The sequence below is a fragment of the Streptomyces sp. H27-D2 genome (assembly GCF_035828615.1).
Taxonomy (GTDB): domain Bacteria; phylum Actinomycetota; class Actinomycetes; order Streptomycetales; family Streptomycetaceae; genus Streptomyces.
Genome location: NZ_JAYMZR010000079.1, coordinates 22,262 through 34,923, shown reverse-complemented (window position 1 = coordinate 34,923; position 12,662 = coordinate 22,262). Strand labels below are relative to the sequence as shown.

General features: G+C 70.1%; 14 protein-coding genes and 2 pseudogenes. 9 read left to right on the top strand and 7 right to left on the bottom strand.

Going from position 1 to position 12,662, the window contains the following annotated elements; genetic code table 11:
• The 3 genes from QMK28_RS25775 to QMK28_RS25765 form a co-directional block, all read left to right on the top strand.
• Nucleotides 1-316 (top strand): transposase (locus QMK28_RS25775; RefSeq protein ID WP_326441980.1); only part of this gene is annotated, 316 nt, incomplete at its 5' end.
• Complete coding sequence (locus tag QMK28_RS25770) at nt 313-609, top strand: transposase (protein ID WP_326441979.1); 297 nt, start codon at nt 313-315, stop codon at nt 607-609. The genes QMK28_RS25775 and QMK28_RS25770, both read left to right, overlap by 4 nt.
• Nucleotides 610-678: 69 nt before the next feature.
• Nucleotides 679-1,029 carry a GAP family protein gene (locus tag QMK28_RS25765; protein ID WP_326441978.1) on the top strand — a complete coding sequence of 117 codons (351 nt, stop codon included), beginning with the start codon at nt 679-681 and terminating at the stop codon, nt 1,027-1,029.
• Nucleotides 1,030-1,057: 28 nt separating this feature from the next.
• On the opposite strand, the pseudogene QMK28_RS25760 reads toward QMK28_RS25765, so the two are convergent.
• A pseudogene (locus tag QMK28_RS25760) lies at nt 1,058-1,566 on the bottom strand (ATP-binding protein).
• Nucleotides 1,567-1,715: 149 nt separating this feature from the next.
• Here QMK28_RS25760 and QMK28_RS25755 point away from each other — a divergent pair.
• The 5 genes from QMK28_RS25755 to QMK28_RS25735 all read left to right on the top strand — a co-directional run bounded on the left by QMK28_RS25755 (nt 1,716) and on the right by QMK28_RS25735 (nt 5,840).
• Nucleotides 1,716-2,570: a helix-turn-helix domain-containing protein gene (locus QMK28_RS25755; protein ID WP_326441977.1), complete on the top strand. Its 855-nt coding sequence runs from the start codon at nt 1,716-1,718 to the stop codon at nt 2,568-2,570.
• Nucleotides 2,567-2,779: a DUF397 domain-containing protein gene (locus QMK28_RS25750; protein WP_326441976.1), complete on the top strand. Its 213-nt coding sequence runs from the start codon at nt 2,567-2,569 to the stop codon at nt 2,777-2,779. Before QMK28_RS25755 ends, QMK28_RS25750 begins: the two co-directional genes overlap by 4 nt.
• A 266-nt stretch (nt 2,780-3,045) precedes the next feature.
• A complete protein-coding gene (locus QMK28_RS25745) occupies nt 3,046-4,557 on the top strand; it encodes a membrane-associated oxidoreductase (protein ID WP_326441975.1) in 1,512 nt (503 codons plus the stop codon).
• 101 nt (nt 4,558-4,658) lie between these two features.
• A complete protein-coding gene (locus QMK28_RS25740) occupies nt 4,659-4,931 on the top strand; it encodes a hypothetical protein (RefSeq protein ID WP_326441974.1) in 273 nt (90 codons plus the stop codon).
• A 39-nt stretch (nt 4,932-4,970) separates the two neighbouring features.
• The gene (locus QMK28_RS25735; RefSeq protein WP_326441973.1) at nt 4,971-5,840 is read left to right on the top strand and encodes an NmrA family NAD(P)-binding protein; all 870 of its coding nucleotides are present in this window, start codon (nt 4,971-4,973) and stop codon (nt 5,838-5,840) included.
• 6 nt (nt 5,841-5,846) lie between these two features.
• Here QMK28_RS25735 and QMK28_RS25730 read toward each other — a convergent pair whose 3' ends face one another.
• On the bottom strand, nt 5,847-6,116 hold the full coding sequence (locus QMK28_RS25730; RefSeq protein ID WP_326441972.1) for a helix-turn-helix domain-containing protein: 270 nt from the start codon (nt 6,114-6,116) through the stop codon (nt 5,847-5,849).
• A 272-nt stretch (nt 6,117-6,388) separates the two neighbouring features.
• Nucleotides 6,389-6,628: pseudogene (locus QMK28_RS25725) on the bottom strand (PHP domain-containing protein); the annotation flags it as partial.
• A gap of 212 nt (nt 6,629-6,840) precedes the next feature.
• Between QMK28_RS25725 and QMK28_RS25720 the strand changes: the two are divergent.
• On the top strand, nt 6,841-7,893 hold the full coding sequence (locus tag QMK28_RS25720; protein ID WP_326441971.1) for a DUF3533 domain-containing protein: 1,053 nt from the start codon (nt 6,841-6,843) through the stop codon (nt 7,891-7,893).
• A 102-nt stretch (nt 7,894-7,995) separates the two neighbouring features.
• On the opposite strand, the gene QMK28_RS25715 is transcribed toward QMK28_RS25720, so the two are convergent.
• The 4 genes from QMK28_RS25715 to QMK28_RS25700 form a co-directional block, all read right to left on the bottom strand.
• Nucleotides 7,996-9,075, bottom strand: coding sequence for a S1 family peptidase (locus tag QMK28_RS25715; protein ID WP_326441970.1), 1,080 nt, complete (start codon nt 9,073-9,075; stop codon nt 7,996-7,998).
• A 320-nt stretch (nt 9,076-9,395) separates the two neighbouring features.
• Nucleotides 9,396-10,349 carry a slipin family protein gene (locus tag QMK28_RS25710; protein WP_326441981.1) on the bottom strand — a complete coding sequence of 318 codons (954 nt, stop codon included), beginning with the start codon at nt 10,347-10,349 and terminating at the stop codon, nt 9,396-9,398.
• 260 nt (nt 10,350-10,609) lie between these two features.
• Nucleotides 10,610-11,530 (bottom strand): S1 family peptidase, encoded by a 921-nt coding sequence (locus QMK28_RS25705; RefSeq protein WP_326441969.1) that lies wholly within the window; start codon nt 11,528-11,530, stop codon nt 10,610-10,612.
• Nucleotides 11,531-11,800: 270 nt separating this feature from the next.
• On the bottom strand, nt 11,801-12,643 hold the full coding sequence (locus QMK28_RS25700; protein WP_326441968.1) for a DUF1684 domain-containing protein: 843 nt from the start codon (nt 12,641-12,643) through the stop codon (nt 11,801-11,803).
• Nucleotides 12,644-12,662: the final 19 nt, after the last annotated feature.

Genomic DNA, 12,662 nt, shown 5'->3' with positions numbered 1-12,662 from the left:
CGCCGGCTACGTCACCGCCGCACACATCGTCACCGCCCGCGACGAGTACGGGATCGAGCTCGTCGGGCCGGTCGGACTGGACACGTGCCACGAGAGCCACGAGGGTGAGCACTTCGCGCAGAGTGCTTTCACGATCGACTGGCAGGCCCGCAAGGCCACCTGCCCCCGGGGGAAGACCAGTGCCAGCTGGTCCAATCAGCGTAAGAGCAGCGGCACTCCAGTCGCGCGGGTGCACTTCACCGCCCAGGACTGCGGGAGCTGCCCGGTGCGCGCCAAGTGCACCAGGGCCGCGAACGGCCAGTGGGCCGCAGCTTGACCCTGCTTCCTCGGGACCAGCAGGAAGCCCTGGAGACCAGGCGCCGCGAGCAGTTGACCGACGAGTGGCAGCAGCGCTACAACATCCGCGCCGGCGTGGAGGGGACCATCTCCCAGGCAGTGCGGCGCACCCGCATCCGCCGGACCCGCTACACCAGCCTCCCCAAGACCCACCTCGGCCACATCTTCGCCGCCACCGCCATCAACATCATCCGACTCGACGCCTGGCTGACCGGAACACCACTCGGCAAGACCCGCACCTCACACCTCGCCCAGCTCGACCTGGCCGCATAAACGCCCACCCACTGCCGGTTTACACATTTCCCAACGGAGTCCTAAAGGCCCGGGGTTCCTCGCAAGATCATGCTGAAACGGGAAACGGCCGAGCCGCCGAAGTGGCTCGGGACGCTGATGGACGCGGGCCCGAAGCGGGCTCTCGAGACCGGCCTGCTGGTGATCATGCTGATGCCTTCCGACCTCGTGGTCATGCTGACCGTGGGATCCCACCTGGAACAGCACGACGTGGGCGTGGGAGCGGCGTTGCCCTTCATCGGCGCCACGGTTCTGATCGCGGCGCTGCCGCTGACCGTCTACCTCCTGTTCCGTCGTCGCGCGGAGCGGGTGATGCCCCGGCTCCGGGAGTGGCTGAACTCCCACAGTTGGGTGGTCAATATCGCTGCCTGTCTGATCTTCATCGCCATCATCCTGTTGTAGCGCTGTGGCGGAATCCCGGATGGGGAACTCATGGGATGTCGCACACCGCGCGGCGCCCCGGCAGAACGCACTCTGCCCAGACCGTCTTGCCCGGGCCGTCTGCGCATACGGCCCAGTCCCACCGGGTCGCCATCCGGGCCACGAGAAGCAGGCCCCGGCCCGTCTCCGCGACTCGGCCTCGGCGGCGGGTGGCGCGAGCGCCGGCGCGGGGGCGGGGGCGGGCACGGGGAAGCGTTCGGTGCGGGTGTCGGTGACCTCGATACGGACGGTCGTGGCGTCGGCGGCCAGCCGCAGACGGAAGTCCCGGCCTGCGACGTGCCCGTGCTGGACCGCGTTCGCGCACAGCTCGGCCACGATCAGGGTCAGCGTGTCGCTCAGGTCGCCGCCGTACGCCAGGCCCCACTCGTCGAACCGCTGCGCGGCCAGCCGCCGCGCGAGACGCGCGCCGCGCGGGGTAGAACTGAACCGCATGTCGAAGTGGCTGACGGGGTCGGTGAGTTCGGTGGGACGCAGAGTGCCGGTGATCTCGCTCATCATGACGCCCAGCGTTCCGGCGGTGGCGTAGCGTGACCAGCGGTGACGCGCTGACGTGTGCGAGTTGTATGTGTTCGGCGCGGTTCGTGTACATGGCGCGCGGCGTGACGGCGGCGGTCTCCGCGCGTTGAACTCGGGAGGCGGTGGGGCCAATGGAGCAGGACACGCACGGTGCGGCCGATACGGGCGGCGCGCTGCCGGAGGACGAACCGGGGACGGGCGTCGTGGCCGCGTTCGGACGGCAGCTGAAGCTGCTGCGTACGCGGGTGCCCCTGGAGCGGGCCGAACTCGGGGCGCGTACGGGGTACTCGGGGTCGACCGTCGCGGCGTACGAGCAGGGGCGGCGCATTCCGCCGCCACGGTTCATCGACAAGGCGGACGAGATCCTGGGAGCGGGGGGTGTGCTCCAGGCACTGAAGGAGGAGGTCGCGCGGGCGCAGTATCCGGCGTTCTTCCGGGACGCGGCGCGGCTGGAGGCGGGTGCGGCGGCGGTGAGCGTGTTTGCCGTGTACGCGGTCCCGGGCCTGTTGCAGACGGACGAGTACGCGCGGGCGGTGTTTCGGATGCAGCGTCCATTGCTCGACGACGAGGTGATCGAGCAGCGTTTGACGGCTCGGCTGGCCCGGCAGGAGATTTACGATCGGCGGCCCGCACCGCTGTTGAGCTTCATCATCGTGGAGTCCGCGCTACGACGGCCGATCGGTGGCCGGGCGACTCTGTACGGCCAGTTGGAGCAGATGCTCCTCATCGGCCAGAAGCGGAACGTTGAAGTTCAAGTGATGCCGGTCGACCGGGACGACCATGCTGCTCTGGGAGGCCCGTTCACGTTGATCGACACCGCGCAGGACCAGCGCATCGCCTACGCTGAAGTGCAGGGTGACAGCCGCCTGTACACCGGCCAGGCAAAGATCCGCGAGCTTGAATCCCGCTATGGCATCATCCGGTCCCAAGCGCTCACCCCGCGTGAGTCGTCGGAGTTCGTCGAGAAACTGCTGGGAGAGAAATGACTGTTCAGCGCACCGAACCGCCCGCGCCAGAGCTGGAGTGGTTCAAGAGCAGTTACAGCACCGGCGATGGCGGCGAGTGCGTGGAGGTTGCGGCCTCCACAGGGGCTGTGCACGTTCGGGACTCGAAGCACCTCGCGGGGCCAGTCCTGAGTGTGTCACCCGAGACGTGGTCCGGACTCGTCGTCCTCGCGTCGGCTCAGCCTGTCTGACCCGAACCACGCCATCAGAGCCCTGGTACGCGCGCAAGCGCGGCAGGGCTCTCGGCGTGCATGGCGCTATTTCTCGGTACCGCCGGGTCGCTCGGCGGGGGGACACGCACTGGGCTCCAGTACCGCCAGGACCCGCACCATCGGGTCGCCTGCGGTCCGGCCCCTTCGGCAGTAACCCGCAGCCCAACGCCCGCGTCCCACCACCCAATACCCGCCACCACACATCCGGTTGACACCACCTCAGGCTGCGGGACAGAGTCTCGCTGATGGAGATCAACGAGCTGACGGCTGCCGAACGGCGTGTCTGGGAGGCGTTCCCCCGGGGCGAGACCGTCGACTTCCGGACGACCGACCTCCGAGCGACCACGCCGGAGAATCCGGCTCAGGGCGACACCTGGGGTCCGGAACGTACGGTGCGGGCCGAGGTGCTCAAAGCGCTGCTCATGGGCGGCGACCGTACGGACGGCCGCACCGCCGAAGTCCGGCTGGCCGGGGTCCGCGTCACGGGACGGCTGTACGTGGGGTACGGCACGGTCGACTGCCCGGTACGGCTGGAAAGCTGCTACTTCGACGAAGAGCTGGGCCTGTACGGGGCACAGATCCGCCAGCTCGAACTGAACGAGTCGGTGCTCCCCGGGCTGAACGCTGCCACCGTCCGGATCGACGGCGTGCTGCGCATCACCGGCTGCCGCATTGCCCGCCTCGTCCGACTGGGCGGCGCGAGAATCGCCGGGGCGCTCTTCCTCGACCGCGCGGAGATCGGCACCGAGATCGGCACCGCCGGACCCGATTCCGACCCGGCCCAGGAGCGGGAGCCGGTCCTCCAGCTGAACCACGCCACCCTCGGCGCCGACGTATGGGGCCCCGGCCTGATCGCGCACGGACAGGTCCGGATGCTGGGCGCGGAGGTCGCGGGCTCGGTGAACCTCGACGACGCCCGGCTCCACCACCCCGACGGCACCGCTCTGCACGCGGAGAACCTCTCCGTCGGCGCCGACGTACGCGCCATGCGGCTTCAGGCCCGAGGCCGGGTCAACCTCCGAGGGGCCAGGATCCCCGGACAGCTCAACCTCGCCCACGCGAGCCTCGCCAATCCGGGCGGCACCGCCCTGCGGGCCAGCAGTGCCATGATCGGCGAACTGTGGCTGCGCGACGCCGAACCCATCGAGGGCCTGGTCAACCTGCGCCGCGCGCAACTGGAACTCCTGCACGTCGCACCCGAGGTCTGGCCCCACGAGGTCCGGCTCGACGGCCTCACCTACGCCACGCTCACCCCGCACGAGCCCGCCGAGCGGCGGCTGCCGCTGCTGGAGCGCGACGAGGGCGCCTACGTCCCGTACGCCTACGAGCAGTTGACGACCACCTACCGCAGGATCGGCGACGACTACGCCGCCCGCACCGTCCAACTGGCCAAACAGCGCCGCCACCGCGCCACCCTCGCCTGGTACGCCCGAGTCTGGGGCTACATCCAGGACGCGGCGGTCGGTTACGGATTCCGCCCCGTCCGCGCCGCCGTCTGGCTGCTGTCGCTGCTGCTCATCGGGTCCCTCGCGTACGCGCTGGACCACCCGCGCCCGGTGAACGCAGCGGAGGCCCCGGACTTCAACCCGGTCTTCTACACGCTGGACCTGCTGCTGCCGATCATCGACTTCGGCCAGGAGCGGGCCTTCACCCCGGAGGGACCACTCCAGAACCTGTCGTACCTGCTCATCATCACCGGCTGGCTCCTGGCCACCACGATCATCGCGGGCATCACGCGCGCCGTCAGCCGCCAGTAGCGTCCCGGAACCGAGTGCAGGGGCGTAACGGCTGGTATGACCCTGCCCGCACTGGTGTCGTGCTGGGCGTAGCGGGTGTGACAACGACTCTGATTCCTCTCGTGGCCCGCCTCCTCGCGCCGGCCAACGCGCTGATCCTGCGGGATATGGGTGCCCGGGAGGAGGATATCCAGCGCTTCACTGATGCGTTTTTGACCTCGCTGCCCGAGTGGACCGAGGACAGCTTTCCCGGCACCCTGAGCAACGTTGTCTCGGGAAGGATCGCCAACTGTCAATCCCCCGGAAACCAGGGCCAGCACCCGGCTGGCGGGATTCGCGGTGTCCACCCGGCCGGCCTGCCCGTAGTTGCGGACACTGACCCCATCTGGGCCTAGCGTCGATGACATCACCCACCGAAGCGAAGGAGACAGCTCATGAAGATCGCTGTCACCACACCCACCGGCCACGTCGGCCGCCACATCGTAGCCATGCTCATTCGCGCCGGCGTGCGGCCGACCGTGCTCGTCCGAGACCCGAGCAGGCTCGATGCCAGTGTCCGTGACCTTGTCGACGCGGTAACCGTCGATCTCGGTGACAGCGACGCCGTCGTCGCCGCGACCGCCGGTGTCAACGCGTTGTTCTGGATCGACCCGCCCACCGACGCGCCCGACCCGATCGCCGAGTACGCCCGGATCGGCGGCAACGCCGCGCGCGCGGTCACCACCAACGGCATCGCCCGGACCGTGTTCCAGAGCAGCATCGGCGCCGAGAAGCGTCACGGCGCCGGAGAGATCGACGGGCTGGCCCGTACCGAGGAGTTGCTCGACGCGACAGGAGCCTCTGTGCTGCACCTGCGATGCGGGTTCTTCTTCACCAATCTGCTGCTGCAACTCGACGCCGTCCGCAGCGGTGTGCTGCCGGTCGTCCTGCCTACCGACCAACCCATGGCCTGGGTCGCACCCCGAGACATCGCCGAGGTCGCCACCCACCGGCTGCTGTCCACCGAGTGGTTCGGTCGACATGTCCATGCCGTCCACGGCCCTGCCGATCTGAGCTGGGACCAGGCCGCCGCGATCGTCGCCGACGCTACCGGCCGGCCGCTGCGTGCCGAGCAGATCCCCGACGATGACATGCGTCAGACCCTGAGGGAATCTGGCATGGACGAAGGACTTGTCGAGGCGATCATGGGCATGTCGACCGGCCTGCGCGACGGATTCACCCCCGAGCAGTCGCGAGACGTCACCACAACGACACCGACGACCCTCGCATCGTGGTCTTACGATGTCCTCCGCCCGCTCCTGTGACCTTCCTCAACATTTCTCAGAAGTGCCCCGAACCCACCTTTGAGTGAGACGAGTTCTGCGAACCGAATGGGTGCTTGGCGATCGCCTCGGAGTTCTTTGGTCGCTCATATGGGACATGGCCGCAACCGCGAGCTCCGCCTTGCCGGAGAAATGGTGGTACATGCTCCCCTGTCCCGCGTGTGCGCGTTCCAGGATCATGGCCGGGCTCGTGCCTGTGTAACCCCGCTCCCAGAGAAGGTCGGCCGCGGCCCGGGTTAGTGCCTCCTTTTTGCTCATGAAATCAGTGTACTTACCAGTCGTTACACCGAGACGGTCTGGCGGGGTCCCAGCCGATCTCGCGGCGCAGCTCGGCGTCGGCGAGACAGTCGCAGATGAACGCGGTGCGGACCGCGCCGACAAGTTCCTCGCTCGCATGGCAGGTGGGGTCCCGGGTCACCCCGGATGAAGCGGCGAAGGGGCTATGCGGCGGTCGCCGCTGTCGCGGCGCGGGTCTTCCGCATGGCCGTGACGGCCAGTGCCCCGCCAGCCGCACGCCCCGCAACGCCGCCTCGCTCCGGCTCGTCCGCCGCGTGCTCCGGTACGGCCAGGTCGACCCCGAAGAGGGGGCGCACTCCGGCTTTCGCACATTCCTTGGCGAAGCGCACCGTCCCGGCCAGGGTGTCCCGGTCGGTGAGCGCGAGCGCGTCCATGCCCCGCTCGGCGGCGCGGGCGACGAGCCGGTCCGGGTGCGCGGCCCCGTACCGCATGGAGAACCCGGAGACGGCATGCAGATGCGTGAACCCTGACATCCGCACCTCCTACCGCTCGCACACCCCCTGACCGACACTTCTCGTCATCCCCGCCTCCACCATAACCCCATTTCGAACGTGCGTACGAATAGCGTGACGGCTAGCCCGACTGCCCGCCCCATCCACCGTTCGGCCCACCACCGACTGCGCCCGCCCCCTTCCCCGCACACCGTGGGGGGACGAATACCAGGTGGTGTGGCGAGGAGCGACGAATGGCCCCGACGGATTACGGCACCCCCGCCTCCCTCCGGCAAGAGATCCGCAACGCGGTGTCGACCCGCGCCGCACTGCTGGTGATCGGCGTACTGGCGATCCAGATCGCGTTCATCGCCTCGTACATCGGCGCTTTCCACAGCCCGAAGCCCGACCGGATCGCGATCGCCGTCGTCGCCCCCGCGCAGGCCGCCGCGCAGGCCGAACAGACGGCGAAAAAGCTCGACGGGCTGCCCGGCGGCCCGCTCGACCCGCGGACCCTGCCGAACGAAGCGACGGCGGTCCGGCAGATCGAGAACCGCGACATCGACGCGGCGCTGCTGATCGACCCGCGCGGCAGCACCGACAGGCTGCTCGTCGCCGGCGGCGGGGGCGCATCGCTCTCGCAGGCCGTCGAACTCGTCGTGAGCAAGGCCGAGAAAGCCGAGAAGCGCGCGGTGAAGGTGATCGACATCGCCCCCTCCGACCGGGGCGACAGCCGCGGCCTGTCCTCGTTCTACCTGGTGGTGGGCTGGTGCGTCGGCGGCTATCTGTGCGCCGCGGCCCTCGCGATCAGCGCCGGGGCCCGGCCCGCCAACGCCAACCGCGCGCTGATCCGGCTGGCCGTCCTCGCCCTGTACTCGATCGTCGCGGGCCTGCTCGGCACGATCGTCGCGGGGCCGGTGCTCGACGCGCTGCCCGGCAGCCTGTTCGGGCTGTGGGGGCTGGGCGCGCTGCTCGTCTTCGCGGTCGGAGCCACCACGCTCGCGCTCCAGGGGCTCGCCGGGACGATGGGCATCGGGCTCGCGATCCTGATCATCGTCGTGTTCGGCAACCCGAGCGCGGGCGGCGCGTACCCGTACCCGCTGCTGCCGCCCTTCTGGCAGGCCATCGGCCCCGCCCTGCCGCCGGGCGCGGGCACCTGGGCCGCCCGCTCGATCGCGGATTTCCACGGCAACGCGGGGACCGGACCGCTGCTGGTGCTGTCCGCGTGGGCCGTGGCCGGCACGGTGCTCACGCTCGCGCTCGCCGCGGTCCGCAACGGCGGAGCCCGCCGTCCGCTGCCCGAGTGAGCCGCCGCTGGGTGGCGGGGGGCCGCGTCATGGGGGGACGCGCCCGAGGGCGCGGATGTTCCTGGACCCGGTGGGGCGGGCCGGCTTTTCCGGTGAGCCGGGTCAGCCTATTTCGGCGCCGTATGCCTGGAGGGCCTCGGGAACCGGCTGGAAGTAGGTCTCGCCGCCCGCGGAGCAGTCGCCGCTGCCGCCGGAGGTGAGGCCCAGCGCGGCGTCGCCCGCGAAGAGCGCGCCGCCGCTGTCGCCGGGCTCGGCGCAGACGGTGGTCTTGATCAGACCCTCGACCGAGCCTTCCTGGTAGTTGACGGTCTCGTTCAGGCCGGTGACCTCGCCGTCGTGGACCTGGGTGGTGCTGCCGCTGCGCTGGACGGTCTGGCCGACCGTGGCGTCACCCGCCTTGGTGATCGCCTGCGAGCTGCCGTTGTAGAGGTTCACCTCGCTCGGGTGGGCCGTGTCGGCGGTGTACTTCACGAGGGCGTAGTCGTTGCCCGGGAAGCTCGACTCCTGGGTGGCGCCGATCTCGGAGCCGCCCTGTGAGTCGGACCAGCTCTTCACCGCGTTGCCGCAGTGACCGGCGGTCAGGAAGTACGCCTCGCCGCCCTTGACGACGTTGAATCCGAGCGAGCAGCGCGAGCCGCTCCCCCAGATCGCGTCGCCGCCCGCGACGAACGGCTTGAGCTCCCCGGCCGTCTTCTTGACCACGGCCTTGCCGCCGAGCCCGGCGACGACCTTGTTGAGCTTCGCGAGCTTGTCGCCCTTGACCGTGCGGTCAGCGGTGACGACGACCTTGTTGCTCTTCGGGTCGACGGACCAGGCGGTGCCCGGGATGGTGGCCTTGTCCGTGAGTCTGGCGCGGGCCGAGTTCAGCTGGGAGAGCGAGTGTTCGACGACTCTCGCCTCGGCGCCCTTGGCTCGGACGCCTTTCGCCGCGGCCTTGTCCACGACGTTGACGACGAGCTTCTTGGCCTTGGCGTCGTAGTAGGAACCGGCGGCGTCGGCCTTGAGTCCGGAGACGAGCGAGGACGAGAGCTTTCCCGCCGCGGCGGGCGACAGAGCGTCCGGGCTCGGAGTGGGGGCCGGGGCCGCGTTGGCGTTCGACAGCGTGAACGCTGCGATCGTCAGGGCCGCGACACCCGCGCCGGCGATCGCGGCGCGGCGCTTGGGAATACGTCGGTGCTGCAAGACAAGACCTCCCGTGGGGGTTGGGCCCGCTGTGGGGGTGGGCCCGGAGGACATACGGGCATGAATGCGCTTACCGGTAGGTAGACGCGTCCATGCCAACTAGCGCCGCCGAGTATTCCCAGGTCGACCGAGCACGCACAAGGTCAAGTTCCGGTCGCTCACAAAAAAGCCGGCGCACCCACTCAGGGCACGCCGAACCATCACACACGCACGTCAGTTCCCCCGGCGAACATGATTCCCGACCCATTGATCAGCAGCGGGTAAGGACTACACCTGTCCGGAAATCGCTGCCGGGATTTCCGGTTCTCGACTCCCGGCCGCTAGCCCTCGTGATCCTCGCGCACGGAGGCGGAAGCCGCGGCGGAGCCCGTGAACGGCGCGGCGTTCACGCCCGGTGCGGCCTGCGCGACCGGGGGTTCCATGGGTGCGGGCGGTGCCTGCGCGGCCGCCGTGGGCGGCTCTGTGGGTACGCCGGGCGGCGGCGCGGCCACCGGCGGCGCGGGCTGCGAGGGGCCCTGCTGAGCCCGTTCCAGGAAGCGGAGCAGCTCGACCGGGAAAGGCAGCACCAGAGTGGAGTTCTTCTCGGCCGCCACCGCCACCACGGTCTGCAACAACCTCAGTTGCAGCGCGGCCGGCTGTTCGGACATCACCTCGGCCGCCTGGGCCAGCTTCTTCGACGCCTGGAGCTCCGCGTCGGCGTTGATCACCCGGGCCCGCCGTTCCCGGTCGGCCTCCGCCTGCCGCGCCATCGACCGCTTCATCGTGTCCGGCAGCGACACGTCCTTGATCTCGACCCGGTCGATGTGCACGCCCCAGTCGACGGCCGGACTGTCGATCATCAGCTCCAGGCCCTGGTTGAGCTTCTCCCGGTTGGACAGCAGGTCGTCCAGATCGCTCTTGCCGATGATCGAGCGCAGCGAGGTCTGCGCCATCTGCGAGACCGCGAAGCGGTAGTCCTCGACCGCCACGATCGCCTCGGACGCGTCTATGACCTTGAAGTAGACGACCGCGTCGACCCGTACCGTGACGTTGTCCCGGGTGATGCCCTCCTGGGCCGGCACCGGCATCGTCACGATCTGCATGTTCACTTTGCGCAGCCGGTCCACGCCGGGCACGACCAGCGTGAACCCCGGCCCCCGTACCGCGGACTTGACCCGGCCGAGGCGGAAGACCACGCCCCGCTCGTACTGCTTCACCACCCGGGCCGCGGCCATGGCGTACGCCGCCCCGCAGGACAGGACCACGGCCCCCGCTGTGAGGAGTTCCCCTACCATCACGGCCACCTGCCATCCACTTCGTGACTGACGCAGCACTGAGGGAGCAGCAGTTCCAACGGTACCGCGCGGCCCGCCGCCCGAACCCGGTCCGGAGCCGGTCCGGGACGGCAGAGAGCCCCCGCCCGGCGTCCCGGGCGGGGGCTCTCTGCCGCCGGCCGCGGATCTGTCCGGCCGCCGCCCATGAGCGGGCGGCCGGCGAAATGCCGTGAGCGGCGTCTATGCGGTTGTCGCGCTGTCGTGCCCGTGCTCCGGCCGGGTCAGTAGACGCTCACGCCGTACGCGCTGAGCGCCTCGGCGACCGGCTGGAAGAACGTGGTGCCGCCGGAGGAGCAGTTGCCGCTGCCGCCGGAGGTGAGGCCGAGGGCCTTGGTCCCGGCGAAGAGCGAGCCGCCGCTGTCGCCCGGCTCGGCGCAGACGTTCGTCTTGATGAGGCCGGAGACGATGTCGCCGTTGCCGTAGTTCACGGTGGCGTTCAGCCCGGTGACGGTGCCGCCGTGGACACCCGTCGTCGAGCCGCTGCGCTTGACGGACTGGCCGACGGTCGGGTTGCCCGCCGAGGTGATGTCCTGCGAGCTGCCGTTGTAGAGGTTCACGGTGCCCGGGTGGGCGAGCGAGGTGTTGCTGTACTTCACCAGGCCGTAGTCGTTGCCCGGGAAGCTGGTGCCGGCCGTCGGGCCGATGCTCGTGCTGTGTGAGGAGTTGGTGTACCAGGGCGGCCTGCCCTCGGTGCAGTGCCCGGCGGTGACGGCGTAGTACGTGCTGCCGCTGCGCACGTTGAAGCCCAGCGAGCAGCGCCAGCTGGTCGCGTAGATGGCGTCGCCGCCCTTGAGCAGCTTGCCGAAGGTGCCGGGGGTGCGCTCGATCCGGAGCGCACCGGCCTGATCGCCGGCCGCCTTCCTGATCTCCGCGATCTCGGCCCGCGTCACACTGCTGTCGGCCGTGACGACCAGCGTGTTGGTCTTCTTGTCGACGACCCACGCGGTGCCCGCGACATCCGCGGAGCGTACGGAGGCACTGGTTTCGGCCAACTGGGCGAGGGACGCCTGGCTGTCGCCGGCGGGTACGGCGTTGGCGGTCGGTATCGCGAACGCGGCCGCGGCCGTGAGTCCGGACGCGACGGCGATCAGCCGGGCACGTCTGGCGAAACCGCTGGAGGGGGTGGTGCGCTCGATCCTCACGTGCTTACTCCCGAGAAAAGTCGGGGGTCCGTCGGGTGTTGGACCCGTGAGGCGCAGCCAAAGAGCACGTCGGCATTCCGCTTCCGCCGTGCCCCTGACAAACGCTGAGCGGAGTATTCGGCGCTGGGCCCCCGGCGCGCAAGGGCGTCTTTCAGCCACACGTCACCCATGCCGAACAGCCCCGGCGGCTGACGGCTGCCGGGGCGGTGCGCCGCCCTCTCCTCGGCACGGCTCCGGGCCGTGATCGTGCGGTCGCCGGGCTTGGACGCGTCAACGCGTCAGCACGTTCCGCTCCCCCGCCCTCAGCGCGAAGGGCAGCGTGTTGCCGGGCGGCGGGAAGGGGCAGATGAAGTGCTCGGCGAAGGCGCAGGGCGGCAGCAGGGTGCGGTTGAAGTCCACCGTCACCGAGCCGTCCGCGGCGGGCGCGGGCGGCCGCAGGAAGCGGAAGCGGTAGCTGTCGTTCCCGCTGGTGGCGTCGGCCAGCACGATCCACAGCGAGCCGTCGGCCTCCACCGCCGCGGCGAGCGTGTGCTCGCCGCCGTCCGCCCGGAAGACCAGCTCGCCGCCGAGCCCCAGCCCCCGCGCCCGGCCGTCCGCGTCGGGCACCTGGACGGTGCGGTCCTCGCCGTACGGGCGGAACACCGCGGGCAGCGCCCAGCGCTCGTCGTACTCGAAGGCGTCGATCCCGGCGAAGGCCCGCCGGCCGGCGGACAGCGGGTCGAAGACCCGCACCGCCCACAGCCCTTCGCGGCGCAGCACGACGAGCCTGCGCTCGCCGTGCGCGACCCGTGCGGCGTCCGGCCCCGCGGCGTCCGCGCCGAGCCTGACCTCGCCGTTCAGCGGCTGGCCGGAAACAGTCAGGGCGGTCGGGTCGGTCGAACCGGTCGGGCCGGTCGGGCCGCTGTCGGGGTCCGCCTGGAGCAGCACCGCGTCGCCGTCCTCGGTCCACCGCCCCGGGACGTCCGGAATGCGACCTTCCGGCGCGTCGGAGAGCCAGTACGTGCCGGTGAGCGCCAGCGGCCCGTACGGCTCGGAGATCGTCTCGGAGCGCTGCTCGCGCCAGACCTTCCACTGCTGCTGTGCTGAATTCCGCCGTGCTGAATCGGTGCTCATGCCGCCAAACCCTTCCATA